The sequence below is a fragment of the Plantibacter sp. lyk4-40-MEA-4 genome (assembly GCF_030209415.1).
GTDB lineage: Bacteria > Actinomycetota > Actinomycetes > Actinomycetales > Microbacteriaceae > Plantibacter > Plantibacter flavus_A.
Genome location: NZ_JARVSA010000009.1, coordinates 90,495 through 116,913 on the forward strand (window position 1 = coordinate 90,495; position 26,419 = coordinate 116,913).

The following is a 26,419-nucleotide window of genomic DNA, read 5'->3' on the forward strand; positions in this document are numbered from 1 at the left end:
GCATGGACAGGTGGTTACGCGCCTTTCGAATTACTTCCTCCGTACGCTCCGTGAAGACCCTTCCGACGCGGAGGTGACGAGTCACCGCCTACTGGTGCGGGCGGGGTACATCCGACGCCAGGCGCCGGGTGTCTTCGCCTGGTTGCCGCTCGGGTTGCGGGTGAAGAACAAGATCGAGGCCATCGTCCGCGAGGAGATGGCGAACGCCGGCGCGTTCGAGGTGCACTTCCCCGCGCTCCTGCCGCGCGAGCCCTACGAGGTCACCGGCCGGTGGGAGGAGTACGGCGACGCCCTCTTCCGCCTGCACGACCGCAAGGGTGCCGACTACCTGCTGGCGCCGACACACGAGGAGGTCTTCACCCTGCTCGTGAAAGACCTGTACTCCTCCTACAAGGACCTGCCCCTGTCGATCTACCAGATCCAGGACAAGTACCGCGACGAGGCCCGTCCCCGGGCAGGCCTCCTGCGCGGTCGTGAGTTCACGATGAAGGACGCCTACTCGTTCGACGTGTCCGACGCCGGGCTCGACGCGAGCTACCAGGCGCAGCGCGACGCCTATGAGCGCATCTTCACGCGGCTCGGCCTGGAGTACGAGATCGTGCAGGCCGACGCCGGTGCGATGGGCGGTTCGCGCAGCGAGGAGTTCCTGCACCCCACCGCGGTCGGTGAGGACACCTTCGTGCGTTCGGCCGGCGGGTACGCCGCCAACGTCGAGGCCTACACCACCGAGGTCCCGGAGGCCCGCCCCATCGAGGGTCTGGCACCCGCGACGGTCTTCGATTCGCCGAACACCCCGACGATCTCGACGCTCGTCGACCTCGCCAACGAGCGGCACCCGCGCGACGACGGACGGGCCTGGACGGCCGCCGACACCCTCAAGAACGTCGTGCTGGCGCTGCGGCACCTCGACGGCACGCGCGAGATGGTCGTCATCGGCCTGCCGGGCGACCGCGACGTCGACCTCAAGCGCGTCGAGGTGGCCTTCAGCCCCGCGGAGGTGGAGGCCGCGACCGAAGCGGACTTCGCCGCGAACGCCGGGCTCGTCAAGGGCTACATCGGACCGTGGTCCCCGCAGGGGCCCGTCCTCGGTGAGGAGTCGGCGACGGAGATCCGGTACTTCCTCGACCCCCGGGTCGTCGACGGCACCGAGTGGATCACCGGCGCGAACGTCGATCAGCAGCACGTCTTCGGCCTCGTCGCCGGGCGGGACTTCACCGCCGACGGCTTCGTCGAGGCGGCGGAGGTCCGCGCCGGCGACCCCGCGCCCGACGGCTCCGGACCGGTCGAGCTCGCTCGGGGCATGGAGATCGGGCACGTCTTCCAGCTCGGGCGCAAGTACGCCGAGGCGCTCGGACTGAAGGTGCTCGACGAGAACGGCAAACTCGTCACGGTGACCATGGGCTCCTACGGCATCGGGATCACGCGCATCCTCGCGATCATCGCCGAGGGCAACAACGACGAGCGCGGTCTCATCTGGCCGAAGGCCGTCGCCCCGTTCGATGTGCACGTCGTCGCAGCAGGACGCGACGCGGCGATCTTCGAGGTGGCCGAGGAACTCGTGGCCTCGCTCGAGGCCCGAGGCAAGGACGTCCTCTACGACGACCGCACCGGCAAGGTGTCCCCGGGTGTCAAGTTCGGCGACGCCGAGCTGATCGGCGTGCCCGTCGTGGTGGTCGTCGGTCGCGAGGCCACCGAGGGCTTCGTCGAGCTCTGGGACCGGGCCGCCGGCACGAAGGACCGGGTCGCGATCGCCGACCTCGCCCTCTGAGCCACGAGAGCGCAGTAGCGGTCGTCTCATCCGGACGGGATGACGACCGTTACTGCGCTCTCGTGCTGAGGCGGTAGCCGGCCCCGCGGACCGTCGCGATGGCGTCCTTGCCGATCTTGTTCCGGAGATACCGCACGTAGACGTCGACGACGTTCGAACCGGGATCGAAGTCGTAGCCCCAGACCCGGCTGAGGAGTTCCTCACGGCTGAGGATCTGGTCCGGGTGGCGGAAGAACTCCTCGGCGAGGGCGAACTCGCGGGTGGACAGCTCGACCGGCACCCCGTCGACGAGGACGCGTCGTTCGCGCAGCTCGAGCTCCAGATGACCGACCGACAACCGTTCCTGGACGGCGGTGGTCGACGCCGGAGCCCGCTCGGCCAGGCGCCGGCGGATCCTGGCCAGGAGCTCCTCGAACCGGAAGGGCTTCGACATGTAGTCGTTCGCTCCGCCGTCGAGGCCCGCCACGAGGTCTCGCGCGGAATCACGGGCGGTCAGGATGATGACGGGGAGCTGGCTGCCGTCGTCGCGGAGCCGTCTGAGCACCTCGAAGCCGTCGACGCCGGGGAGTCCGATGTCGAGGACGAGCAGGTCGAAGTCGCCGCTCTCCGCCAGCTCGACGACCTGCGAGCCGTCGACCGTCACGTCCGCCGTGTGTCCGGCGGCGCGCAGGCCCTTGCTCACGAATGCCGAGATCCGCGTCTCGTCCTCGGCGACCAGGATCCGGCTCATGCGCGGCCCTCCGGCGCACTCCGCCGAGCCGAGGTGTCGACGAGGTCCGGGAAGTCGTCCTCGGGGGACGGTGCTCGCGAGAGCGATGGAACGTCGGTCGCGGATCGTGCATCGCCGGGTGTCGGCCCGGCCTGCATCGCCGCGGTCGTCTGCGCCTCAGCGGCTTCCTGAGCAGCCTGCGCCTCTCGCAGCGCGATCGCCTGGGCCATCGCGCTGCGGGGGATCGCCGCGGTCTCGTCCGGGTCGAGGTCGAGGTCCGCGTCGGATCCCTCGTCGTCGTCCGCCACCGCGAGCGGCAGTCGGATGCTGAAGAGTGAGCCGGCCTGCCGCGTGTCCTCGACCTCGGCCCACCCGCCGTGTGCCGCGGCGATCGCCTGCACGATCGACAGGCCGAGGCCGGAGCCGGCGACACCCCGTCCACCGCTCACCCGGGTGAACCGGTCGAAGATGCGTTCGCGGAGCGCCTCCGGCACCCCGGGCCCGTCGTCGGCGACGGAGAGCACGAGCGCCGGATCGTCCGACTCGTCGAACCGGCTCGAGATCACGATCGTCGACCCGGCCGGGGAGTACTTCGCGGCGTTGTCCGCGAGCTGTAGCCAGGCCTGGGCCAGGCGCCCGGCGTCGACGTCGGCGGTGAGTGCGGCCTGCTCGCCCAGGGTCCACTCGTGTTCGGGCGAGATCGCCGTGGCCTTCTCGTGGACGGAGGCGGTGAACGCCTCGATGTCGACCGGCTCCCGGTCGAGGGTCGACGCGAGTCCGGCCGTCGAGAGCTCCGTGATGTCGGCGACGAGGGAGCTCATCCGGTCGAGTTCGTCGAGGGCGAGGTCCCGGGTGGCGGCCACCTCCGCGGGGTCGGACGGATCCAGGAGCTCGAGGTGTCCGCGCACGATGGTCAGCGGCGTCTTCAGCTCGTGGCCGACGTCGTCGAGCAGCTGGCGTTGACTGGTGAAGGCCTCGTCGAGCCGGTCCAGCATGCCGTTCACGGTCGTGGTGAGCTCCGAGACGTCGTCGCGACCGACGACCGGGATCCGCTCGTCGAGGTCCGACTCGGTGATGCGGGCCGCGGCGTCCCGCAGCAGCCGGATGGGGTGGAGCAGTCCGCCCGCGAGCTGCCAGCCGACAAGGCCGAGCAGGAGCAGGCACACCACGGCGACCACGATCTCGACGGCGAGGATGCCTCGGGACTCCGCGAGCGCCGCGTGCACGTCCGTGGCGATGACGACGTGGGCCGTACTCGGGTCGCCGACGACCTGCACCGGGATGATCGCGTACCGCACGGTGCGGTCACCGGTTGCCTCACCCGTGACGACGCCGCGGGACGCGCGGGCCGTGATGGTGTCGAGCAGCTGCGGGTCGTCGTCCAGCCGGAAGGCGGACGGGGCGCTGGGCGCGACCGTCGAGCCGTCGGCGCGCACGCCGACGGCGGTCTCGTCCTCGGCGAAGATCCAGCGTCGCATCACGGCGTCGACGGCCGCGTCGCTCGTCGCCGGGGCGTCGGCGGAGTCGCCCGAACCGACCACCATGAAGGCGATGAGCTCGGCGCTGTGCTCCAGGCGGGCGTCGATGGTCGCGAGGGTCTGCTGCCGGCCGAGCGTGTAGGTGGAGACGCCCACGAGCGTCATCGCGAGCGTCGTCGCGAGCAGGATCGCGACGAGGATCCTCACCCTCGTGCTCCGCATGACGTTCCGCAGCTCGCCCAAGACCATTGGCCAATCATGTCACCCGCTCCGAGACGCGGTCGAGCCGGGGCGGCACCCCTCGAGGACGCGCGGCCGCTTCCCAGCTGAGTGGATGACGTACCCCTCGGCATCCGGTACCGTAGACGGACGGGTTCGGCAGCACGGCAGCAGCATGCCCGTCGTGCCGCTGCACGTCTTGCCGCGGCACCACCAGTTGAATAGAGGAGGCCATCGATGGACATCGATCTCGGTTTGTTGAAGTCGATCGAACGCGAGAAGGAGATCCCGTTCGAGGAGCTCGTCGTGATCATCGAGCAGGCCATCCTGAGTGCGTACCTGAAGAGCACCGAGGGTACCGACACCACCGCGCGCGGCGACGTCCCGGCGGCCCGCGTCCAGCTCGACCGCAAGACCGGCCACGTCGGGGTGTTCGTGCCCGAGTTCGACGACGAGGGTGTCCTGATCGGGGAGGCTGAGAGCACGCCGGACGACTTCGGTCGCATCGCCGCCTTCGCCGCGAAGCAGGTCATCTTCCAGCGGCTCCGCGACATCCAGGACGACGCCGTCCTCGGTGAGTTCAAGGGCCGCGAGGGCGACATCATCGCGGGCGTCATCCAGCAGGGCCCGAACCCGCGCATGATCCACGTCGACCTCGGCACCATCGAGGCGATCCTTCCGCCCGAGGAGCAGGTGGCCGGTGAGGAGTACCCGCACGGTGCACGCATCCGCGTGTACGTGACGAGCGTGACGAAGGGCCTCAAGGGTCCGCAGATCACCGTCTCGCGCACCCACCCCGGACTCGTACGGAAGCTGTTTGCGTTGGAGGTCCCGGAGATCGCATCCGGCATCGTCGAGATCGTCTCGCTCGCACGCGAGGCCGGACACCGGACCAAGATCGCGGTGAAGGCGAACGACCCGAGCATCAACGCCAAGGGCGCCTGCATCGGTGAGCTCGGGCGTCGTGTCCGCGCGGTCACCGACGAGCTGGGCGCCGAGAAGATCGACATCGTCGACTACTCGCCCGATCTGCCGACGTTCGTCGCGAACGCGCTCTCCCCGGCCAAGGTCACGAGCTCGTACGTCATCGACCAGTCGCTCAAGGCCGTCCGGGCGCTCGTGCCGGACTACCAGCTGTCGCTCGCGATCGGCAAGGAGGGGCAGAACGCCCGTCTCGCCGCCAAGCTCACCGGCGCCAAGATCGACATCCAGCCGGACTCGATCCTCGAATCGGACTGAGCCGGATGGAACCGGTGCGGACCTGCGTCGGCTGTCGCCGTCGCGAGCCGCGCTCGGCACTGCTGCGCGTCGTCGCGGTCGAAGGGGCGCTCGTCCCCGACGCCGCGGCGCGCCTGCCGGGTCGCGGATCCTGGGTGCACCCGACGTCGGCGTGCGTCGACCAGGCGGTGCAGCGCCGGGCGTTCACGAGGGCGCTCAGATTGCATGCGGGACCCGACGCGTCGGCGGTCCAGGCCTTCGTGTCGACGGAACCGGCCGCGCCGACGGCTGAATGACGTCGTCGGGCTCGAACGACCCGCTCACGACCCGGTGGTGAGCCCGCACCCAGGGTCGGGGTGTACGATGGTGTGTGCACGCGAGAGCGCTCCGGCGCACACCGTGCTTCCCACCGCAGGTATCAGGCCCGGATCCCGGGCCTCCATCCTGCTGCCGCCCCACCCGGGTGCGGCATTCCGAGAGAACAGGCTGAACGGCTAATGGACAACTCATGAGCGGCTCGAAATGAGCACCGTCCACCACTAACGCTTGCCCCTGCCTGGGTGCAAGCTCAGACAGGAGAATTGTGGCTGCAAAACCACGTGTACACGAGATCGCATCCGAACTCGGAGTAGACAGCAAGATCGCCATGGCGAAGCTCAAGGAATTGGGCGAGTTCGTCAAGGGACCGTCTTCCAGTATCGAACCACCGGTGGCCCGCAAGCTGCGCGCCGCCCTCGAGGCCGAGGGCGCGAAGGCGCCAGCCGCCCCCGCCGCCCCGGCGAAGCGTCCGGCCACGCCCGGCGCTCCGACCCCGGGCCCCGCAGCGCCGAAGGCTCCGGCCCCCGCGGCACCCGCCCCCAAGGCTGAGGCGCCCGCTGCGCCTGCGCCGAAGCAGGCATCTCCAGGCCCGAAGGCTCCGGCCGCTCCCGCTCCCGCCCCCGCGGCGGAGGCAGCAGCTGCCGCTGCTCCGGCGGCACCGTCCGCACCCGCGGCTCCGGCCGCCGGCGACTCGCCCTCCGGCGACGCCGCGAAGCCGGGCGGCCCCCGTCCCGGTGCTCCGCGTCCGGGGAACAACCCGTTCGCGTCCTCGCAGGGCATGGGCCAGCGCCCCACCGGCACGCCGCGTCCGGGGAACAACCCGTTCGCAGCGGCTCAGGGCATGGGTCAGCGTCCGAACCCCAGCAACATCCCGCGTCCGCAGGCTCCGCGCCCCGGCTCGCCCCGTCCGGGCGTCGGCCAGGGCCAGCGTCCCGGTGGCCCCGGTCGTCCGGGTGGCGCAGGTCGTCCCGCCGGCGGCGGCGGCTTCCGTCCCGGTGGTGCCGGTGGTGGCTTCCGTCCCGGCGGTGCCCCCGGTGGTGCACCCGCCGGTGGATTCGCCGGTCGCCCTGGTGGCGGCGGCGGTCGTGGTCGCGGACCCGGCGGTGGTACCGCAGGTGCCTTCGGTCGCGGTGGCGGCAAGAGCAAGGCACGCAAGTCGAAGCGGACGAAGAGGGCCGAATTCGAGCTGCGGGAAGCCCCGTCGCTCGGCGGCGTGAGCGTCCCCCGCGGCGATGGCAACACCATCATCCGTCTGCGTCGTGGCGCGTCCATCTCGGACTTCGCCGACAAGATCGACGCCAGCCCCGGCAACCTCGTCACCGTGCTGTTCCACCTCGGTGAGATGGCGACGGCGACGGAGTCGCTCGACGAGGCGACCTTCGACGTGCTCGGTTCCGAGCTCGGCTACAAGATCCAGATGGTCTCGCCCGAGGACGAGGACCGGGAGCTCCTCGAGGGCTTCGACATCGACCTCGACCAGGAGCTGGAGGACGAGTCCGACGAGGACCTCGCCATCCGTCCCCCCGTGGTCACCGTCATGGGTCACGTCGACCACGGTAAGACGCGCCTCCTCGACGCCATCCGCAATGCGAACGTCGTCGCCGGCGAGGCCGGTGGCATCACGCAGCACATCGGTGCGTACCAGGTCGTCGCGGAGCACGAGGGCATCGAGCGTCCGATCACCTTCATCGACACCCCGGGTCACGAGGCGTTCACCGCCATGCGTGCTCGTGGTGCGCAGGTCACCGACATCGCGATCCTCGTGGTCGCGGCGGACGACGGCATCATGCCGCAGACGGTCGAGGCCTTGAACCACGCGCAGGCGGCCAACGTGCCGATCGTCGTCGCGGTCAACAAGGTGGACAAGCCCGATGCCAACCCGGCCAAGGTGCGCCAGCAGCTGACCGAGTACGGCCTCGTCGCCGAGGAGTACGGCGGAGACGTCATGTTCGTCGACGTCTCGGCTCGTGCCGGCACCGGCATCAAGGACCTCCTCGACGCCGTGCTGCTCACTGCGGACGCCGGTCTCGACCTGCGCGCCAACCCGAACAAGGACGCACGCGGTGTGGCCATCGAGGCCAAGCTCGACAAGGGCCGCGGTTCCGTCGCGACCGTCCTCATCCAGTCGGGTACCCTCCGCGTCGGTGACGCGATCGTCGCCGGTACGGCATACGGCCGCGTCCGTGCGATGGTCGACGAGAACGGCGACACCGTCGCCGAGGCGGGTCCCTCGCGTCCCGTCCAGGTGCAGGGCCTCTCGAGCGTTCCTCGGGCAGGCGACACCTTCCTCGTCACCGAGGAGGACCGCACCGCGCGTCAGATCGCCGAGAAGCGTGAAGCCGCGGAGCGCAACGCCGCTCTGGCCAAGGCCCGCAAGCGCATCTCGCTCGAGGACTTCACCCGTGCACTCGAAGAGGGCAAGGTCGAGGCGCTCAACCTCATCATCAAGGGTGACGTCTCCGGTGCCGTCGAGGCACTCGAGGAGTCGCTGCTCAAGATCGACGTCGACGACAGCGTCCAGCTGCGGATCATCCACCGCGGTGTCGGTGCGGTCACCGAGTCCGACGTCAACCTCGCCACGATCGACAACGCGATCATCATCGGGTTCAACGTGCGCCCCGACCCGAAGGCCCGCGAGCGCGCGGCCCGTGAGGGTGTGGACGTCCGCTTCTACTCGGTCATCTACAACGCACTCGAGGACGTCGAGCAGAGCCTCACCGGCATGCTCAAGCCCGAGTACGAAGAGGTCCAGTCCGGTGTCGCCGAGATCCGCGAGGTGTTCCGTTCCTCCAAGTTCGGCAACATCGCGGGTGTCATCGTCCGCTCGGGAACGATCACGAGGAACGCCAAGGCGCGGGTCATCCGCGACGGCGTCGTGGTCGGCGACAGCCTGGCGATCGAATCGCTGCGTCGGTTCAAGGACGACGTCACCGAGGTGCGTACGGACTTCGAGGCCGGTATCGGTCTCGGCAAGTTCAACGACATCCAGATCGGCGACGAGATCGAGACGATCGAAATGAAGGAGAAGCCGCGCGGCTAGTCCGCCCGGCCGGTCCCCGTCGTCCTCCTCAGGGAGGGCGGCGGGGATTCCTGCTTGTATTGTGTGTGCAGCATCCGTCGGGCGGCCCTCCGCCCCGCGGTCATCAGAGGAGGACGAGATGGCAGAGAACCCCAGGGCCCGCAAGTTGGCGGACCGCATCAAGGAAGTCATCGCCAAACGGCTCGACAAGGGCATCCGCGACCCGCGGCTCGGCTTCGTGACGATCACCGACGTACAGGTGACCGGCGACCTCCAACACGCGAACGTGTTCTACACGGTGTACGGCTCCGACGAGGAACGCGCCGACACCTCGGCCGCGCTCGAGTCCGCCAAGGGCCTGTTGCGTGCCGAGATCGGGCGCAACATCAACACCCGGCTGACCCCGAGCCTCGACTTCTTCCTGGACGCGATCCCGGAGAACGCGCAGCACATCGAAGACCTGCTGCGCGAGGCGAAGAACCGCGACACCGAGGTGGCCGGGCTTGCCGCCGGTGCCGCCTACGCCGGCGACGAGGATCCCTACGTCAAGCCGCGCGACGTCGACGCCGAGGACTAGACACCTCGCACGACCCTTCGACAGGCTCAGGGACCGGGTTGCTTCGTCCGGTCGCTGAGCCTGTCGACGTGCGCCCTTCGACAGGCTCAGGGACCGCGAGTGGGCCCCAGGGACCGCGGGCCGGGCTCAGGGACCGGGCGGGGCTCAGGGGCCGTGTGGGGCTGAGGGACCGGATGGGACGAGAGGGCCGTATAGGGCTCAGGGACCGGTCAGTCGTGGGGGAGCGCGTATCCGCCGTCGACGCGCACCGCGAGGCGGTCGGCGACCAGTCCGGCGAGTGCGCGGTCGAACTGCTCGCCGTCGGGCCAGAGCGTCCGGAGTTCCTCGTCCGTCAGGGAGCGGTGGGTCGAGCGGAGCTCGGCCATGATGATGCCCCGGACCTGTCGGTCGCTGCCCGCGAACTGCTTCTGCTTCGTCTTGACCGGTCCGTCGTAGGCCGGGTATCCCGCTGCGCGCCAGGCGCACACCTCGCGGAGCGGACACTCCTCGCACCGAGGTGCCCGAGCGGTGCAGACCACCGCGCCGATCTCCATCATCCCGGCGTTGAAGACGGCTGCCTCCGAGCGGGACTCCGGTAGGAGCGCCTCCATCGCTGGGAGGTCCGCCTTGGCGTTCGGCGGACCGGGTTCGCCTTGGCCGCGGACGGCTCGGGCGATGACCCGTCGGGTGTTCGTGTCCACCACCGGGTGCCGGTCCCCGTAGGCGAAGACGGCGACGGCGCGGGCGGTGTAGTCGCCGATGCCGGTGAGCGCCAGGAGCTGATCCACGTCCGACGGGACGATGCCGTCGTGCCGTTCGGCGATCTGGGTGGCCGCCGCGTGAAGCCAGAGCGCTCGGCGCGGATAGCCGAGCCGGCCCCAGGCGCGGACGGCTTCTGCCGGTGGTTCGGCCGCCAGGTCGGCTGGCGTCGGCCAGCGCCCGAGCCACTCCTCGAGCCGCGGGATCACGCGGCTGACCTGCGTCTGCTGGAGCATGAACTCCGACACGAGCGTGCCCCAGGCGGGGAATCCCGGGCGTCGCCAGGGGAGGTCGCGCGCATCGGTACGGAACCAGGCCGTCACGAGCGGGGCGAGGTCGGAGGGTTCGGGCGGCACCGCACCAGCCTACGATCCGCGCGGGTAGGCTCGGCGCCATGAAGCTCGTCACGACACCACGGATCGAGTTGCTCCGGCAGCTGCGAGACCAGTTCCAGCGGGACTACCCACGAGGCCGCACCCTCATCGCGGTGGACGGCGTCAGCGGCTCCGGCACGGCGGCGTTCGCCGACGGACTGGCCGAGGTGTTCGACGAGGCCGGACGCGCGGTGTTCCGTGCCTCGATCGACGACTTCCACCGTCCTCGCGAGGAACGGTACGCGCGGGGGCGGGACTCGGCCGAGGGCTACTGGCTCGACTCGTTCGACTATCCGCTGTTCCGCAGGGTGCTCGTCGAGCCCTTCCGCCTGGCGGGCAGCGCCGGCTTCCAACTCGTCGGGTTCGACGAGCAGCGCGACGTCGGCGCTCCCTTGCGTTGGACGACCGGCCCGCAGGACGCCGTCCTCATCGTCGACGGCGTCTTCCTGAACCGTCCCGAGCTCCGCGGCCTCTGGCATGCGTCGGTCTGGCTCGACGTCCCGATGGCGACGGCCTACGAGCGGCTGCACGAGCGCCTCGGCGTCGACGCCGACCCGACGGCGCCGTCCAACGCACGCTACGTAGGCGGGCAGGCGCTCTACCGCAAGGACGACGACCCGACCGCGCGGGCGACCGCCCTCGTGGACAACACGGACGAGCGGCACCCACGGCGGATCTTCGCCGACTTCTGCTGAGCGCCGCCGCCCAGGGGTGATCCGGCCGCCAGGCGGTGCCGACCGCCGCTGGTACCGTTGCAAGGTGGTCGAGAACAGCACAGCAGCACCCGGGTCGGCGTCCGCCCGTCCCGGTATCCTCCTCATCGACAAGCCGCAGGGACACACCTCCCACGATGCGGTCGCCCGGGTGCGACGGCTCGCCGGCACGCGCAAGGTGGGGCATGCGGGAACGCTCGACCCCATGGCCACCGGGCTGCTCGTGCTGGGTACGCGCTCGTCGACCCGTCTGCTGACCTTCATCGTCGGTCTCGACAAGGAGTACACGGCGACCATCCGCCTCGGCGAGGCGACCTCCACCGACGACGCCGAAGGTGAGGTCACCGAGCGCGCCGACCAGGCCGCAGTGGCTGCCGTGGACGACGACGCGATCATCGCCGCGATCCGTCCGCTGACGGGCGACATCGAGCAGGTGCCGAGCACGGTGAGCGCCATCAAGGTGGGCGGGAAGCGCGCCTACGCCCTGGCCCGCGAGGGGATCGAGGTGGAGCTGAAGTCCCGTGCGGTCACGGTCAGCGCGTTCGACGTGCTGGCCATCCGTCGGGATGGCGCGGCGATCGACGTCGACGTCCGGGTCGTCTGCTCCTCCGGCACCTACATCCGCGCCCTCGCCCGCGACCTGGGGGCGGCCCTCGGCGTCGGCGGCCATCTCACCGCGCTTCGCCGGACCCGGATCGGACCCTTCGACGTCATGGACGCATCGACGATCGACGACCTCGACGTTGAGACGGCGCTGTTGCACCCGGCCGACGTCGCGAAGCGCCTGTTCGGTGCCCTCGAGCTCACGGAGCAGGAGGCGGTCGACCTCGGCCACGGGAAGCGGCTCGACCGCGACCTGCCGGCCGGCCACACCGGTCCGATCGCCGCCGTCGCGCCGGACGGCCGACTGGTGGGGCTCGTCGAGCGCCGTGGCGGCTCGCTCAAGTCGGTCGTGAACTTCCCGGCGGAGGAACCGGCATGATCGAGTGGTTCACCCTCGCCCAGATCGCGGTCGCGGTCGTGGCCGGGCTCCTCTGCATCGTGCTCGGGTTCGCCGGGCGCGCGCCGAACGACCTGACGATGGGGGCGACGGCACTCGTCGAGGTCCTCCTCATCGCGCAGCTGGTGGTGGCGATCGCCGCGCCCGCGTTCGGGAACACCGCCACGGGGAGTGTGCCCGAGTTCTACACCTACCTCGTCTCCGCGATGATCCTGCCGATCGCCGGCGGATTCTGGGCGCTCGTCGAACGCACCCGATGGTCGACGGTCGTCCTCGGCGTCGTCTGTCTCGCGATCGCGGTGATGCTCTACCGCATGGAGCAGATCTGGACCGTCCAGCTCGGCTGACCGTCGGCGCACCGACGGCGGTGGAGGACGACGGCACCGCAGCTCGCGTGACGGTCGTGAAGTGCCGGGGCGAGGGCCCGCGTCGCATAGAATCGTCGGGTCATGCCTCTCCCCACCACCGCTCCAGCCCGTCCACGCGTCCGTGGTGTCGGGGTCGTCCTCGTCGCCGTCTACGGCATCCTGGCGCTCGCCGCCACCGGCCGGTCCGTGGTGCAGATCACGACCAAGTTCGACGAGGCGCCCCTGGCCTATCTGCTCTCGGCCGTCGCCGCGGTGGTGTACATCCTGGCGACCGTCTCGCTCGTCGCTCCAGGCGCCGTCTGGCGGCGGATCGCATGGGCCACGATCTCCTTCGAACTCGCCGGGGTCCTGATCGTCGGCTTGCTGAGCCTGCTCGACCCCGAACTCTTCCCCCACGACACGGTCTGGTCCGGCTTCGGCCGCGGTTATGTCTACATCCCGCTCGTCCTCCCGGTCCTCGGACTGTGGTGGTTGGCCGGACATCGGCGTACCGGCAAATGATCACGTTCACCGAGCTCGACCAGGTCCCTGACGCCTTCGGACCGTCGGCCGTCACCATCGGCAAGTTCGACGGCGTCCACACGGGTCACCGCGCGGTCGTCGCCGCGCTCCTCGAGGAGGCCGCGGCAGCCGGTCTCAGCTCTGTCGCCGTCACCTTCGACCGCAACCCGCTGAGCCTCATCAACCCAGACCGCTGCCCGGCGTCGCTCGTGAGCAACGAGCAGAAGCTCGGTCTCCTGGCGGACGCCGGGGTCGACGCGGCCCTGCTGCTGCGCTTCGACCAGACACTGGCCCAGCTCACGCCCGAGGAGTTCGTCACCTCGATCCTCGTCGGAGCGTTGCATGCCAAGACGGTCCTCGTCGGCGAGGACTTCCGCTTCGGCCATCGCGGCCTCGGAACGGTCGCCACGCTGGAGTCGTTCGGTGAGGTCTACGGCTTCTCCGTGCGCGTCGTGGACGACGTCCGTCCCGGCGGCGGGCGTCGGGTGTCCTCCACCTGGATCCGCGAACTCCTCGAGGAGGGTGACGTCCGCGAGGCGTCGCGGCTCCTCGGCCGTCCGCCCGGCGTGCGGGGTGTCGTCGTCCACGGCGCCAAGCGTGGCCGGGAACTCGGCTTCCCGACCGCCAACCTGTCTCCCGATTCGCAGGGGCTCATCCCCGCGGACGGCGTGTATGCAGGGTGGCTGTTCTGGCGAGGACGTCGGTATCCGGCGGCGATCTCGGTCGGGAACAACCCGACCTTCGACGGTGTCCCGCAGAAGCAGGTCGAGGCCTACGTCCTCGACGAGACCGATCTCGACCTCTACGACGACGAGGTCGAGGTGCAGTTCGTCGAGCGCATCCGCGGCATGGTCGCGTTCACCGGGATCGAGCCGCTCATCGTGCAGATGACCGACGACGTCGAGCGCGCGCGCCGGATGCTGTCCTAGTGGGTCCGCGTCCCCTGTGGCGGGGGAGGGCCCTCGCGCTCGTCGGTATCGTGCTCGTCGCGGCGAACCTCCGCACGGCCGTCACCTCACTCTCACCGATCTTCGCCGAGATCGACGGCGACATCGGCGTGGGTGCGGTCGGCTTGGGGCTCCTCGGGATGCTGCCGCCCCTCTGCTTCGCGCTCTTCGGCGTCTTCACCCCGCGGCTCGTGCGTCGGCTGCACCTCGAGCCGGTGCTGCTCATCGCGCTCGGGGCGATCGTGGCCGGACACCTGCTGCGTTCGCTCGCCCCCGACTTCGCCGTCCTCGCGATCGGCAGTGCGCTCTGCTTCGCCGGCATCGGCATCGGCAACGTCGTGCTCCCACCGCTCGTCAAGAAGTACTTCCCTGACCGCATCGGCCTCGTCACCTCGCTCTACGCGACGGTCCTGTCGGTCAGCACGTTCATCCCGCCACTGATCGCCGTGCCGGTCGCCGACGCCGCCGGGTGGCACGTGTCGCTCGGCGTGTGGTCCATCGTCGCCATGCTCGCGGTCCTGCCCTGGATCACGCTCATCGTGCGGGAGCGTCGGGACGCCCGGGCCGCCGCAGCGACCGACCCCGAGATCGAGGAGGTGCCCCGCGCCGGGCGCGTCCTCGTCCACCGCTCACCGATCGCGTGGGCCATCGCGGCGGTGTTCGCCACCTCCTCACTGAACGCCTACGCGATGTTCACCTGGCTTCCCGCGATCGTCGGTGACGTCGCCGGCGTCACCCCGGCCCAGGGCGGCCTGCTGCTCTCGCTCTTCTCCGCGATGGGCGTCCCGGCGAGCCTGATCGTCCCGATGCTCGTCGCGAGGCTGCGGAACGTCGCCGTCCTCGTCTACGTCGCGAGCGGGTGTTTCGTGCTCGGCTATCTCGGGCTGCTCCTGTGGCCGGCGACGCTCACGTGGCTGTGGGTGTTGCTGGCCGGCCTCGGCCCGCTGCTGTTCCCGCTCGCCCTCGTCCTCATCAACCTGCGGACGGCGACCCACGAGGGCGCGGTCGCCCTGAGCGGTTTCGTGCAGAGTGTCGGCTACACCCTCGGTGCACTCGGCCCCCTGGTCGTGAGCCTGGTGCACGCCGTGACCGGATCGTGGACCGTCCCGTTGCTGCTCCTGCTGGCCACGGGCGCGCTGTGCGCCATCGCCGGCCGCATCACCGGCCGACCGACGACGATCGAGGCGGACCTCGCAGCACGCGGTCGCTGACCGGTCTGGTCCTCCCGACGGCGCCCAGCGGCGATGCGCATCCGCGCACCGGCCGCTGCTCATCTGAGCATGGGTACCAACAGGCGTTGTCCGGGTGGTGGTGGCGTCCTAGGCTGGAGACGATCCGGAGGAGGCCCGAGGTGATCGAAAGCGACGAGCTGCTCGCGGTGCGCGCCGCGGAGCTGTACTACGACGAGACGAAGACCCAGGACGAGATCGGCGCGCTGCTCGGCATCACGCGGTGGAAGGTCGGTCGGCTCCTCGCCCAGGCCCGTGAACTCGGCTACATCCGCATCGAGATCGTGCACCCGCGCGCACGCCGCCTCCCGCTCGAACGGGCGCTCCGCGAGCGCTTCGGACTCGCGGACGCGGTCGTCGTGCCGAGCCCGAGCGACAGTGCCGACCTCCATGAACGCGTCGCGCGCGCGGCGGCCGACTACCTCGGCGCCATGCGACCGGTGCCGCGGACGCTCGGTGTGAGCTGGGGGAGGACGCTGCGTGACATCGCCGACCACCTGTCCGACGGCTGGGCGACGGGGCTCTCCGTCGTGCAGATCAACGGCGGCGTGAGTCTCAACCAGCGTGTCGGCACTGCGGCCGCCACGGCTGCACGGATCGCCGAGAAGGGCCGTGGTGACGTCACCCTGCTCCCGAGCCCGGCGATCTTCGAGCGCCTGGAGACGAAGCTGAGCATCGAGTCGGACCGCACGGTCGCGGAGGTGCTCCGCACGGCCGCAGCGGCCGACACCTACCTGTACGGCGCCGGAGTGGCCGGGCCGGACTCCGCTCTCGTCCACAGCGGGTACCTCACGGCCGCAGACGTCGACGTCCTGGTCGCACGCGGTGCCGTCGGCGACGTCGTCGGGCGCTACATCGACGCCGAGGGCATGATCGTCGACCCCACACTCGACGAGCGCACGGTCGGGCTCGGACTCGAAGCGCTCCGACGTGCCGGTCGCAGCATCGCGGTCATCGCCGGAGCCCAGAAGCACGCCGTCGCGAGGGCCGTCGTCAGCAGCGGCCTCTGCACCGTGCTCGTCACCGACGAGGCGACCGCGACGGCACTCCTCGCCGACCACGAACCATCATCCGCGAAGCAGCACACCCCGGAGCAGGAACTGCTCGGAAGGAACGCACCATGACCACTCCACCAGGCGACCTCGTGGCGAAGCCGACGGCGCTCGAACTCGTCGACGGCCCCGTCACCGACGCCAGCCTCAGACGCTACCTCGACGGCCTCGCGGGCGTCGACGCCGTCGGGCTCGAACAGCGCGCAGCGGACCTCGGTACGCGCTCGATCAAGACGACGTCGAAGGCCTGGGCCCTCGACCGCATCATCGAACTCATCGACCTCACCACCCTCGAGGGCGCCGACACCCCCGGCAAGGTGCGCTCCCTCGTGGCCAAGGCCATCACCCCGGACGCCGGGGATCCGTCCACTCCGCGCGTCGCCGCGGTCTGCGTGTACGGCGACATGGTGCCGTACGCCGTCGAGGCGCTCGGCGCGGCGCACACCCAGCCGGGTGCGGGACCAGACGCCGGCGGGATCAACGTCGCGGCGGTCGCCACGGCCTTCCCGAGCGGACGCGCCTCCCTCGCGGTCAAGCTGGCGGACACGGCCGACGCCGTCGACGCCGGAGCGGACGAGATCGACATGGTCATCGACCGGGGTGCGTTCCTCTCCGGCCGGTACGGCCAGGTCTTCGACGAGATCGTCGCGGTCAAGGAGGCCTGCCGACGCAGCGACGGCTCCTCGGCCCACCTCAAGGTCATCCTCGAGACCGGCGAGCTGAACACCTACGACAACGTGAAGCGCGCCTCGTGGCTCGCCATCCTCGCGGGCGGCGACTTCATCAAGACGTCCACCGGCAAGGTCGCGCCCGCCGCGACCCTCCCGGTCACCCTCCTCATGCTCGAGGTCGTCCGGGACTGGTACCGCCTCACCGGAGAGCAGATCGGTGTGAAGCCCGCCGGCGGCATCCGTTCCTCGAAGGACGCGATCAAGTACCTCGTGACCGTCGCCGAGACGGTCGGCGAGGAGTGGCTCCAGCCGCACCTGTTCCGCTTCGGTGCCTCGAGCCTCCTCAACGACGTGCTCCTGCAGCGTCAGAAACTCACCACCGGCCACTACTCCGGCCCCGACTACGTCACCATCGACTAGGACATCATGAGCTTCCTCGAATACGCACCAGCCCCGGAGTCGACCTCCGTCCTCCACCTCCGTTCCGAATACGGCCTCTTCATCGACGGCGAGTTCACCGAGGGCACGGGTGGCTCCTTCCAGACGATCTCGCCGAGCACCGAGCAGTCGATCGCGACGATCTCCGCGGCGAGTGACGCCGACGTCGATCGCGCCGTCACCGCCGCGCGGCGTGCCTACGACCGGGTGTGGTCGAAGCTGTCGGGCGCCGACCGCGGCAAGTACCTCTTCCGCATCGCGCGCCTCGTGCAGGAGCGCGCCCGCGAGCTCGCCGTGGCGGAGAGCCTCGACAACGGCAAGCCGATCAAGGAGTCCCGCGACGTCGACGTCCCACTCGTCGCCGCCTGGTTCTTCTACTACGCGGGTTGGGCCGACAAGCTCGACTACGCGGGCCTCGGTGCGAACCCGCGCGCCCTCGGCGTGGCCGGGCAGGTCATCCCGTGGAACTTCCCGCTCCTCATGCTCGCGTGGAAGGTCGCACCGGCGCTCGCCGCCGGCAACACGGTCGTCATCAAGCCGGCCGAGACCACGCCGCTCACGGCGCTCATCTTCGCCGAGATCCTCCAGCAGGCCGAGCTGCCGGCCGGTGTCGTGAACATCGTCACGGGTGCCGGAGCGACCGGGGCGGCGATCGTGCGCCACCCCGACGTCGACAAGGTCGCCTTCACCGGGTCGACCGCCGTCGGGCGCGAGATCGCGAAGACCATCGCCGGCAGCGACAAGCGCCTGACACTCGAGCTCGGTGGCAAGGCCGCGAACATCGTGTTCGACGACGCCCCGATCGACCAGGCCATCGAAGGCATCGTCAACGGCATCTTCTTCAACCAGGGGCACGTCTGCTGCGCCGGATCCCGGCTCCTCGTCCAGGAGAGCATCCACGACGAGGTCGTCGACCGCTTGAAGAGCCGTCTGCAGACGCTGCGCGTCGGCGACCCGCTCGACAAGAACACGGACGTCGGCGCGATCAACTCGGCCGAGCAGCTCGCCCGCATCCGCGAACTCTCGGACATCGGCGAGCTCGAAGGCGCCGAACGGTGGAGCCCGGACTGCGAGCTGCCCGAGAACGGGTTCTGGTTCGCGCCGACGATCTTCACGAACGTGTCCACCAGTCACCGGATCGCCCGCGAGGAGATCTTCGGTCCGGTCCTCTCGGTCATGTCCTTCCGGACACCCGCGGAGGCCATCGCGAAAGCGAACAACACCCCGTACGGACTCTCCGCGGGTATCTGGAGCGACAAGGGCAGCCGGATCCTCGCGGTCGCGGACAAGCTCCGCGCCGGCGTCATCTGGGCGAACACCTTCAACCGGTTCGATCCGGCCAGCCCGTTCGGCGGGTACCAGGAGTCGGGGTACGGCCGCGAGGGTGGTCGCCACGGGCTCGGTGCCTACCTCGCGCCAGCCGGATCATCGGCCGCCGCCACCGTCGCGCCATCCACGAGCACCACGAAGGAGGAGCAGCGATGAGCCGGCTCACCATCCCGAAGACCTACAAGCTCGCCATCGGCGGCAAGTTCCCACGCAGCGAATCCGGAAGGACGTACGAGGTGACGAACGCCAAGGGGGAGTTCCTCGCGAACGCATCGCTCGCCTCGCGGAAGGACGCCCGCGACGCGGTCGTCGCCGCACGATCGGCACTCGCCGGTTGGTCGGGTGCCACCGCCTACAACCGCGGCCAGGTGCTCTACCGCATCGCCGAGCTGCTCGAGGGTCGGCGGGCGCAGTTCATCGAAGAGATCGTCCAGGCCGAAGGCGTCTCGCAGGCGAAGGCCGCGGCGCAGGTCGACGAGGCCATCGACCTCTGGGTCTGGTACGCGGGCTGGGCGGACAAGTACGTCCAGGTGGTCGGGGGAGCGAACCCCGTCTCGGGTCCGTACTTCAACCTCTCGGTTCCGGAGCCGACGGGCGTCGTCGCGCTCATCGCGCCGCAGGACTCGTCGCTCCTCGGATTCGTGAGCGTCGTCGCTCCAGCGCTGGTCGCGGGGAACACGGTCGTCGTGATCGCGAGCGAGCGCCTGCCGCTCTCCTCGATCAGTCTCGCCGAGGTGCTCGCCACGAGTGACGTCCCCGGCGGCGTCGTGAACGTGCTGACCGGATCGCCGGCCGAGATGGCTCCGTGGCTCGCCTCGCACGCCGACGTCAACGCGATCGACCTCGCCGGCGCCGGAGCACTCGACTGGGTCGAGCTCGAGGTCCTCGCGGCCGAGACGCTCAAGCGCGTGGTCCGTCCGAGCGGTGCCAGCGGTCCGGTTCCGGCGAGCCTCGACCGCATCACCGCGTTCACCGAGGTGAAGACCGTCTGGCACACGAAGGCGCTCCTCTAGCGGCCTGCAGCACCCGCGTGGTGCTTGCACAGCGGCGCCCGGCTGTACAGCCGGGCGCCGTCGTCGTCGACGGGTCGTAACGTTGCATCCATGACCGAATCATCGACTCCGAAGCGCGTACTCGTCACGGGTGCCACCGGCTACATCGGCGGGCGGCTCGTGCCGCGGTTGCTGGAGGCCGGGTACACGGTGCGGGTGCTCGTGCGCTCGCCGCAGAAGCTCACCGACGTGCCCTGGCGCGAGCAGGTAGAGGTCGTCGAGGGTGATCTCGGGGACGCCGCCCGGGTCGCTTCGGCCTGCGAGGACGTCGACGTCGTCTACTACCTCGTGCACTCCATGGGCGGCAAGGGCGACTTCGAGCAGACGGAGCTCGCCGCCGCCGAGCACGTCGCCGCCGGCGCTGCGGCGGCCGGGGTCTCGCGCATCGTCTACCTCGGTGGCCTGCACCCCGAGGGCGTCGAACTGTCGAAGCACCTGCGGTCCCGCACCGAGGTCGGGCGGATCCTGCTCGCCTCGGGCGTTCCGACGATCGTCCTGCAGGCCGGTGTGGTCATCGGCTCCGGATCGACCTCGTTCGAGATGATCCGCCATCTCACGGACATCCTGCCGTACATGCCGGCGCCGCGCTGGGTCCGGAACTTCATCCAGCCGATCGCGGTCCGTGACGTCCTGCACTACCTGCTCGCGGGCGCCGAGGTCGACCGCGACGTGAACCGCGCCTTCGACATCGGTGGCCCCGACGTCCTCCGGTACGGACAGATGATGAACGGCTACGCGGTCGAGGCCGGCCTCTCGCAGCGCCCGATCGCGCCGCTCCCGGTCCTCACCCCGTGGTTGGCCTCGCAGTGGGTGAACCTCGTGACGCCGATCCCGCGCCGGCTCGCGTCGCCGATCATCGAGTCGCTGCTCGTCGACTGCGTCATGGGCGACCACGACATCGATGCGGTCATCCCGCCGCCGGAGGGCGGTCTGACGGGGTACCGACGCGCGGTGCGCCTCGCACTGCAGCGCATGCGGGACGGTGAGGTCGAGACCTCCTGGCGGAACGCGACCGTCGACGGCGCGCCGAGCGACCCGCTGCCGAGCGACCCCGACTGGGCCGGACACACCGTCTACATCGATCTCAAGGAACGGAAGACCTCCGCGAGCGCCGACCGCCTCTTCTCGGTGATCGAGTCCATCGGCGGCGAGAACGGGTGGTACTCCTTCCCGCTGGCGTGGGCGATCCGTGGCTGGATGGACAAGCTCGTCGGTGGTGTCGGCCTCCGACGTGGTCGCGACGATCCGCAGCATCTCAGCGTGGGGGACGCCCTCGACTTCTGGCGGGTGGAGTACCTCGAACGCGGTCGGATGCTTCGCCTGCGCGCCGAGATGCGCGTGCCCGGACTCGCGTGGCTGGAGATGAGCGCGACCCCGGTCGGCGACGGCTCGGTCTACCGGCAGCGCGCGGTCTTCTTCCCGAAGGGGCTCGGCGGACGCCTGTACTGGTTCGCGATCCTGCCGTTCCACGGGATCATCTTCAACGGGATGGCGAACCGCATCACGGAGGCGGCCGTAGCACTGCCGTCCGAGACCTCGGCCCAACGGAAGAACCGCGTCGGTCCGGTGTCGCCGGAGGAGCACGAGGCGGTCGACTCCGCCGAGGCGGACATGCAGGCCTCACGACCCACGCCGAAGGCCGCGGAGTAGCGTGGCCGTATGAGCGAACCCACCGTCGTCACCGTCACCGGAGCCGGAGGCCAGATCGGCTACTCCCTGCTCTTCCGCATCGCGTCAGGTCAGCTGCTGGGGCCCGACCGGCCCGTCGTCCTGCGCCTGCTCGAGATCCCGCAGGGGCTCGGAGCGGCCGAGGGGACGGCATTGGAACTGCAGGACTGCGCGTTCCCGCTCCTGGCCGGGGTGGAGGCGACGACCGAGCTGTCGCGCGCCTTCGACGGGGTGGACGTCGCCCTGCTCGTCGGTGCCCGTCCCCGTGGTCCGGGCATGGAGCGAGCCGACCTCCTCGCGGCCAACGGCGGGATCTTCGCACCACAGGGCGCGGCGATCGGAGCCGGTGCGTCCGACGACGTGCGCGTCCTGGTGGTCGGCAACCCGGCCAACACGAACGCACTCATCGCCCAGTCGGCCGCCGCCGGGGTGCCGGCCGAACGGTTCACCGCCCTGACCCGACTCGACCACAACCGCGCCGTCGCGCAGTTGGCCGCCAAGACCGGCGCACCCGTGTCCGAGATCGACGGCGTCGTGATCTGGGGCAACCACTCGGCGACCCAGGTGCCGGACCTCTCCCACGCGACGGTCGGTGGTCGTCCGGCCCTCGAACTCGTCGGGGAGGAGTGGATCGCCGACGAGTTCATCCCACGGGTGGCGAAGCGCGGAGCGGAGATCATCGCGGTCCGGGGCTCGTCATCCGCCGCCTCGGCCGCTGCCGCCGCCATCGACCACGTGCGCGACTGGGTGGACGGCACGGCGACCCCGGGCCGGCCGGAGCGCTGGACCTCCGTGGCACTCCCATCGGAGGGCTGGTACGGCGTACCGGAGGGGCTCGTGAGTTCGTTCCCGGCCCGCTCGGTCGACGGACGCTGGGAGGTGGTCGAGGGGCTCGACATCGCGCCCGTCTGGCAGCGGCGCATCGACGCTTCCGTGGTGGAACTCGAGGAGGAGCGGGCGGCGGTGCGGGCGCTCGGCCTGCTCGGCTGATCAGGCGATCGCGTCCCGCGGACGGTTGCAGGGGGTACCCCCTGGGGGTATAGTGAAGGCTCCGATCCACTGAGGAGGACGCATGTCCGAGACCACCGCAACCACCACCTACCGCGTCGACGGCATGACCTGCGCGCACTGCGTGTCCGCTGTCACGACCGAGCTCTCCGCGCTCTCCGGCGTGGACGGGGTCGCCGTGGATCTCGACGCGGGGACGGTCACGGTCTCGGGTGCCTCCTCGACGGACGAGGCCGCCATCGGTGCCGGCGTCCAGGAAGCCGGCTACACGCTCGTGGGTCGTCGCTGATGAGCGCGCCACTCATCCAGCTCGACCTCGACATCGAGGGCATGACCTGCGCGAGTTGCGTGGCACGCGTCGAGAAGCGGCTGACCGCGCTCGACGGTGTCGAGGCGCAGGTCAACCTCGCGACCGAACGGGCGACGGTGACCGCACCCTCCACCGTCACCGCGGACGAGCTGATCGCGGCCGTCTCGAAGGCCGGCTACACGGCGACGGTGCGTCCGCCCGCTGACGAACGCGCCGCAGTGAACCGGGAGCAGACTCCGACGTCGGGAACGACGCCCGACCCCTCGGCGACCGTGACGACGCTCCGCACCCGCCTCGTCGTCAGCGCGGTGCTGGCGCTGCCCGTCGTGCTGCTCGCGATGATCCCCGCCTGGCAGTTCGACCACTGGCAGTGGCTCTCGCTGACCCTCGCGACGCCGGTCGTCTTCTGGGGTGGGTACCCGTTCCACCGGGCGACGTTCGCGACGCTGCGACACGGCTCGGTGACGATGGACACCCTCATCACGCTCGGGACGGGGGCCGCGTACCTGTGGTCCGTCTGGGCGCTCTTCTTCGGCATGGCCGGGATGACGGGCATGCGGCACGAGTTCGCCTTCTTCGCACCCGACGCCGACCCGTCGAGCGCGCTGTACCTCGAGGTGGCCGCCAGCGTGACCGTCTTCCTGCTCGCCGGTCGCCTCATCGAGCAGCGGTCGAAGCGTGCCGCCGGCGAGGCACTCCGCGACCTCATGACGCTGGGCGCCTCGGAGGTCTCCGTGCTCCGGCATCGTGCGCCGGACCCCACCGACCTCATGGCGCCCACCCGCACCGAGGAACGGATCCCGATCGAGCAGCTGCTCGTCGGAGACCACTTCCTCGTGCGTCCCGGTGAGTCCGTCGCCACCGACGGGGTCGTCGTCGAGGGGGCGGCGAGTGTCGACGAGAGTCTCGTGACAGGGGAGTCCGTCCCGGTCGAGCTCGTAGCCGGCTCGCGGGTCATCGGTGGCACGATCGCGCGCGGCGGCAGTCTCGTGGTGCGGGCGACGGCCGTCGGCGCCGGGACGCAGCTGGCGCGTATGGCTCAGGCGGTCGAGGCGGCGCAGCTCGGGAAGAGCCGGGTCCAACGGCTCGCCGACCGCGTCTCGAGCGTGTTCGTCCCGGTCGTGCTGGTGATCGCCCTCGGCACCGCCATCGTGTGGGCGCTCACCGGCTCGACCATGGAGGCGGCGTTCACCGCTGCGGTCGCCGTCCTGATCATCGCCTGCCCGTGCGCGCTGGGGCTCGCGACCCCGGTGGCCCTCCTCGTCGGGACGGGACGCGGTGCGCAGCTCGGCATCCTCATCGCCGGACCGGAGGCGCTCGAGCGGGCGAGCGGGATCGACCGCATCCTGCTCGACAAGACGGGGACCGTCACGTCCGGGCGGATGAGCGTCACGGAGGTCTGGGCGGCCGGTGCGACGGACGAGGTGCTCGCCCTCGGCGCGGCGCTCGAGGCGGCCTCCGAGCACCCCATCGCCGAGGCGATCGTCGCGGAAGCGACCCGCCGCGACGCACCGCGTCCGGTGGTCTCGGACTTCGCGAGCCTCGAGGGTCTCGGCGTCACCGGCACGATCGACGGCGGAACCGTGCTGGCCGGACGTCCCGCCTTCGCGGAGGACCAGGGCTTCCGCATCGGACCGGACGCGGCGAGCGCCCTGGCTGCAGCCGCGGAGCGTGCGAGTACCGTGGTGGTCGTCGCCTGGGACGGCGAGGTCCGCGGCGTCGTCGAGGTCGCCGACACGGTGAAGCCGGAGGCCCGCGCCGCCATCGGACGCGCCGTGTCCCTGGGGATGACACCCGTGCTCCTCACCGGCGACAACGCGGCCGTCGCAGCGCGGGTCGCGGCCGAGGTCGGGATCGCCGAGGTGATCGCCGACGCGAGCCCCGCCGACAAGGTCGCCGCCGTCGAACGGCTCCAGGCGGCCGGTCACCGCGTCGCCATGGTCGGCGACGGGGTGAACGACGCCGCGGCGATCGCCACGGCCGATCTCGGGATCGCCATGGGGACGGGCACGGATGCGGCCAAGGGTGCAGCCGACCTCAGCATCGTCTCCGGTTCCCTCGCCACGGCGATCGACGCCGTGCGGCTCTCCCGACGGACGCTCGGGATCATCCGCGGCAACCTGTTCTGGGCGTTCGCGTACAACGTGGCGGCGATCCCGCTCGCCGCCCTCGGCCTCCTCAACCCGATGATCGCGGGTGCGGCGATGGCGTTCTCCAGCGTGTTCGTCGTGCTCAACAGCCTGCGTCTCCGCCGGTTCCGTCCGGCCGCCTGAGGTTACCCGTCGACCGACGGGCTGCGGCGGATACACTGTCCGCAGAACCGGTCGACGTGGATGGGTGGTGGTGAGGTGTCCAGTCCGTGGCTGGCGGCCCCGGCGCGTGCCGAAGCGCAGCGCGGACTCGTCCGACGGCTCGTCCGCGAGTCGTGGGAACGGTCGATGGGCCGTCACCTCGACCCGGACAACCTCATGCCGGAGCTCGCCTTCGACGAGGACGAGTTGCGCGACCACCGGCTCGGGCACCCGCTCGCCGGCGTCCTCCCGGTCATCACCAAGCTGCTGGTCAACGACGCGGACGACGACTCCGGCATGCTCGTCGCGGTGGGCGACGCCATGGGCAGACTGCTCTGGGTGGACGGCGACCGTCATCTGCGGCGACGGGCGGAGGGCATGCTCTTCGTCGAGGGTGCCGGATGGTCCGAGCGGGAGGTGGGGACGAGCGCGCCGGGCACCGCACTCGAACTCGACCACGGCATCCAGATCCACGCGGCCGAGCACTTCAACCGGCTCGTGCACCCGTGGAGCTGCACGGCGGTCCCGGTGCACGATCCCGAGACCCGGCAGATCATCGGTGTGATCGACATCACCGGTGGCCCGCAGGCGGTCGCCTCGCATGCGCTGCCACTGATGGAGGCCACCGCGGCCGCCGTCGAGTCCGAGATCATGGTGCAGCGGCTTCGCGCGGTCGCCGACCGTCGGTTCGCCGGTCGCGCACACACGGACACACCCCGCCGGACGACCGCGGTGCGGCCCGGCCTGCAGGTGCTCGGTCGTGACACCGGCCTGCTGATCGGACACGGGGCGAGCCGCCCGACCGAGCTCAGCCGACGGCACGCCGAGATCCTGACGCTGCTGGCCTGGCACCACCAGGGCCTCAGCGCCGACGCGCTCGCCGGGCTGCTCTACGACGGGGACGAGGCGGCGGTCACCCTCCGGGCGGAGCTCGTCCGGCTGCGGAAGGTGCTCGGCGGGACCGCGCCGACACTCGTGCCGGTCTCGCGGCCGTACCGGCTCACCACCCCGCTCCAGCTCGACGCCCACCAGGTGTTGTCCCTCCTCGACCGCGGCGCCCACCGCGCAGCACTCGCCGCGTACCCGGGTCCGCTCCTGCCGGACTCCACCGCCCCCGGTGTCGTCGACCTCCGCGAGCGGGTCGCGACGCGCCTTCGCGAGGCGATGCTGACCGACGCCTCGGCGGACCTGCTGCACGACTACATCCGGACCGCGGCCGCGCCCGACGACGTCGAGGTCCTGCACGCCTGCCTCCGACTGCTGCCGCCGCGGTCACCGAAGCGCGCCGGCCTCGTCGCCCGCATCGAGGCGATCGACGCCGAGCTCTCGGCGTCCTGACGGCCGATCCGGTCCACGGACCTCGTCGCAACCTCCTGCAACCTCCCGCCGACTAGCGTCGACGGCACGCACCTGAGCGGTGCGAC

Annotated in this window: 23 protein-coding genes; 20 read left to right on the plus strand and 3 right to left on the minus strand. The window is 70.6% G+C overall.

From position 1 onward, the window contains the following. The first annotated feature begins 10 nt into the window (after nucleotides 1-10). Entirely contained in the window at nucleotides 11-1,768 is a 1,758-nt protein-coding gene (locus QRN44_RS15260; RefSeq protein ID WP_175117802.1) for a proline--tRNA ligase, read from the plus strand. A 49-nt stretch (nucleotides 1,769-1,817) separates the two neighbouring features. On the opposite strand, the gene QRN44_RS15265 is transcribed toward QRN44_RS15260, so the two are convergent. Together QRN44_RS15265 and QRN44_RS15270 are read right to left on the minus strand one after the other, a co-directional pair. Continuing rightward, nucleotides 1,818-2,498, minus strand: a complete 681-nt coding sequence (locus QRN44_RS15265) for a response regulator transcription factor (protein WP_285039550.1) — start codon at nucleotides 2,496-2,498, stop codon at nucleotides 1,818-1,820. Next, nucleotides 2,495-4,204 (minus strand): sensor histidine kinase, encoded by a 1,710-nt coding sequence (locus QRN44_RS15270; protein WP_285039551.1) that lies wholly within the window; start codon nucleotides 4,202-4,204, stop codon nucleotides 2,495-2,497. The genes QRN44_RS15265 and QRN44_RS15270 overlap by 4 nt, the downstream gene beginning before the upstream one ends. A gap of 207 nt (nucleotides 4,205-4,411) precedes the next feature. Here QRN44_RS15270 and nusA point away from each other — a divergent pair, with 207 nt between their 5' ends. From nusA to rbfA, 4 genes are all read left to right on the plus strand, one after another. Further along, nucleotides 4,412-5,413 carry a transcription termination factor NusA gene (gene nusA / locus QRN44_RS15275; protein WP_079707160.1) on the plus strand — a complete coding sequence of 334 codons (1,002 nt, stop codon included), beginning with the start codon at nucleotides 4,412-4,414 and terminating at the stop codon, nucleotides 5,411-5,413. Nucleotides 5,414-5,418: 5 nt separating this feature from the next. Continuing rightward, complete coding sequence (locus tag QRN44_RS15280; RefSeq protein ID WP_285039552.1) at nucleotides 5,419-5,688, plus strand: YlxR family protein; 270 nt, start codon at nucleotides 5,419-5,421, stop codon at nucleotides 5,686-5,688. Nucleotides 5,689-5,975: 287 nt separating this feature from the next. Then, nucleotides 5,976-8,750: a translation initiation factor IF-2 gene (gene infB / locus QRN44_RS15285; RefSeq protein ID WP_285039553.1), complete on the plus strand. Its 2,775-nt coding sequence runs from the start codon at nucleotides 5,976-5,978 to the stop codon at nucleotides 8,748-8,750. A gap of 118 nt (nucleotides 8,751-8,868) precedes the next feature. After that, nucleotides 8,869-9,306, plus strand: a complete 438-nt coding sequence (rbfA, locus tag QRN44_RS15290; RefSeq protein ID WP_079707157.1) for a 30S ribosome-binding factor RbfA — start codon at nucleotides 8,869-8,871, stop codon at nucleotides 9,304-9,306. A gap of 209 nt (nucleotides 9,307-9,515) precedes the next feature. Here rbfA and QRN44_RS15295 read toward each other — a convergent pair whose 3' ends face one another. Further along, nucleotides 9,516-10,400: an iron-sulfur binding domain-containing protein gene (locus QRN44_RS15295; RefSeq protein ID WP_285039554.1), complete on the minus strand. Its 885-nt coding sequence runs from the start codon at nucleotides 10,398-10,400 to the stop codon at nucleotides 9,516-9,518. Between the two features lie 38 nt (nucleotides 10,401-10,438). Between QRN44_RS15295 and QRN44_RS15300 the strand changes: the two genes are divergently transcribed. The 15 genes from QRN44_RS15300 to QRN44_RS15370 all read left to right on the plus strand — a co-directional run bounded on the left by QRN44_RS15300 (nucleotide 10,439) and on the right by QRN44_RS15370 (nucleotide 26,333). Next, the gene (locus QRN44_RS15300; protein WP_285039555.1) at nucleotides 10,439-11,113 is read left to right on the plus strand and encodes a nucleoside/nucleotide kinase family protein; all 675 of its coding nucleotides are present in this window, start codon (nucleotides 10,439-10,441) and stop codon (nucleotides 11,111-11,113) included. 64 nt (nucleotides 11,114-11,177) lie between these two features. Further along, the gene (truB, locus tag QRN44_RS15305) at nucleotides 11,178-12,113 is read left to right on the plus strand and encodes a tRNA pseudouridine(55) synthase TruB (protein ID WP_285039556.1); all 936 of its coding nucleotides are present in this window, start codon (nucleotides 11,178-11,180) and stop codon (nucleotides 12,111-12,113) included. Continuing rightward, complete coding sequence (locus QRN44_RS15310; RefSeq protein ID WP_064294504.1) at nucleotides 12,110-12,478, plus strand: hypothetical protein; 369 nt, start codon at nucleotides 12,110-12,112, stop codon at nucleotides 12,476-12,478. The genes truB and QRN44_RS15310 overlap by 4 nt, the downstream gene beginning before the upstream one ends. A gap of 102 nt (nucleotides 12,479-12,580) precedes the next feature. Continuing rightward, on the plus strand, nucleotides 12,581-13,000 hold the full coding sequence (locus QRN44_RS15315; protein WP_064294503.1) for a hypothetical protein: 420 nt from the start codon (nucleotides 12,581-12,583) through the stop codon (nucleotides 12,998-13,000). Then, entirely contained in the window at nucleotides 12,997-13,929 is a 933-nt protein-coding gene (locus QRN44_RS15320; RefSeq protein WP_064294502.1) for a bifunctional riboflavin kinase/FAD synthetase, read from the plus strand. Before QRN44_RS15315 ends, QRN44_RS15320 begins: the two co-directional genes overlap by 4 nt. Continuing rightward, nucleotides 13,929-15,158 carry an MFS transporter gene (locus QRN44_RS15325; RefSeq protein ID WP_285039557.1) on the plus strand — a complete coding sequence of 410 codons (1,230 nt, stop codon included), beginning with the start codon at nucleotides 13,929-13,931 and terminating at the stop codon, nucleotides 15,156-15,158. Before QRN44_RS15320 ends, QRN44_RS15325 begins: the two co-directional genes overlap by 1 nt. A 140-nt stretch (nucleotides 15,159-15,298) precedes the next feature. Continuing rightward, on the plus strand, nucleotides 15,299-16,300 hold the full coding sequence (locus tag QRN44_RS15330) for a sugar-binding transcriptional regulator (protein ID WP_083397443.1): 1,002 nt from the start codon (nucleotides 15,299-15,301) through the stop codon (nucleotides 16,298-16,300). After that, nucleotides 16,297-17,319, plus strand: a complete 1,023-nt coding sequence (deoC, locus tag QRN44_RS15335) for a deoxyribose-phosphate aldolase (RefSeq protein ID WP_121291779.1) — start codon at nucleotides 16,297-16,299, stop codon at nucleotides 17,317-17,319. The genes QRN44_RS15330 and deoC overlap by 4 nt, the downstream gene beginning before the upstream one ends. 6 nt (nucleotides 17,320-17,325) lie before the next feature. After that, nucleotides 17,326-18,822: an aldehyde dehydrogenase family protein gene (locus QRN44_RS15340; protein WP_079002725.1), complete on the plus strand. Its 1,497-nt coding sequence runs from the start codon at nucleotides 17,326-17,328 to the stop codon at nucleotides 18,820-18,822. Next, nucleotides 18,819-19,679: an aldehyde dehydrogenase family protein gene (locus QRN44_RS15345; protein WP_121291777.1), complete on the plus strand. Its 861-nt coding sequence runs from the start codon at nucleotides 18,819-18,821 to the stop codon at nucleotides 19,677-19,679. The genes QRN44_RS15340 and QRN44_RS15345 overlap by 4 nt, the downstream gene beginning before the upstream one ends. Before the next feature lie 90 nt (nucleotides 19,680-19,769). Further along, nucleotides 19,770-21,368 (plus strand): SDR family oxidoreductase, encoded by a 1,599-nt coding sequence (locus QRN44_RS15350; RefSeq protein ID WP_285039558.1) that lies wholly within the window; start codon nucleotides 19,770-19,772, stop codon nucleotides 21,366-21,368. A 9-nt stretch (nucleotides 21,369-21,377) separates the two neighbouring features. Next, nucleotides 21,378-22,376, plus strand: a complete 999-nt coding sequence (locus QRN44_RS15355; RefSeq protein ID WP_121291775.1) for a malate dehydrogenase — start codon at nucleotides 21,378-21,380, stop codon at nucleotides 22,374-22,376. Between the two features lie 82 nt (nucleotides 22,377-22,458). Next, nucleotides 22,459-22,683: a heavy-metal-associated domain-containing protein gene (locus QRN44_RS15360; RefSeq protein ID WP_064294496.1), complete on the plus strand. Its 225-nt coding sequence runs from the start codon at nucleotides 22,459-22,461 to the stop codon at nucleotides 22,681-22,683. Continuing rightward, the gene (locus QRN44_RS15365) at nucleotides 22,683-24,977 is read left to right on the plus strand and encodes a heavy metal translocating P-type ATPase (RefSeq protein ID WP_285039559.1); all 2,295 of its coding nucleotides are present in this window, start codon (nucleotides 22,683-22,685) and stop codon (nucleotides 24,975-24,977) included. The genes QRN44_RS15360 and QRN44_RS15365 overlap by 1 nt, the downstream gene beginning before the upstream one ends. Before the next feature lie 75 nt (nucleotides 24,978-25,052). Beyond that, nucleotides 25,053-26,333 (plus strand): GAF domain-containing protein, encoded by a 1,281-nt coding sequence (locus QRN44_RS15370; RefSeq protein ID WP_285039560.1) that lies wholly within the window; start codon nucleotides 25,053-25,055, stop codon nucleotides 26,331-26,333. The last annotated feature ends 86 nt before the right edge of the window (nucleotides 26,334-26,419 follow it).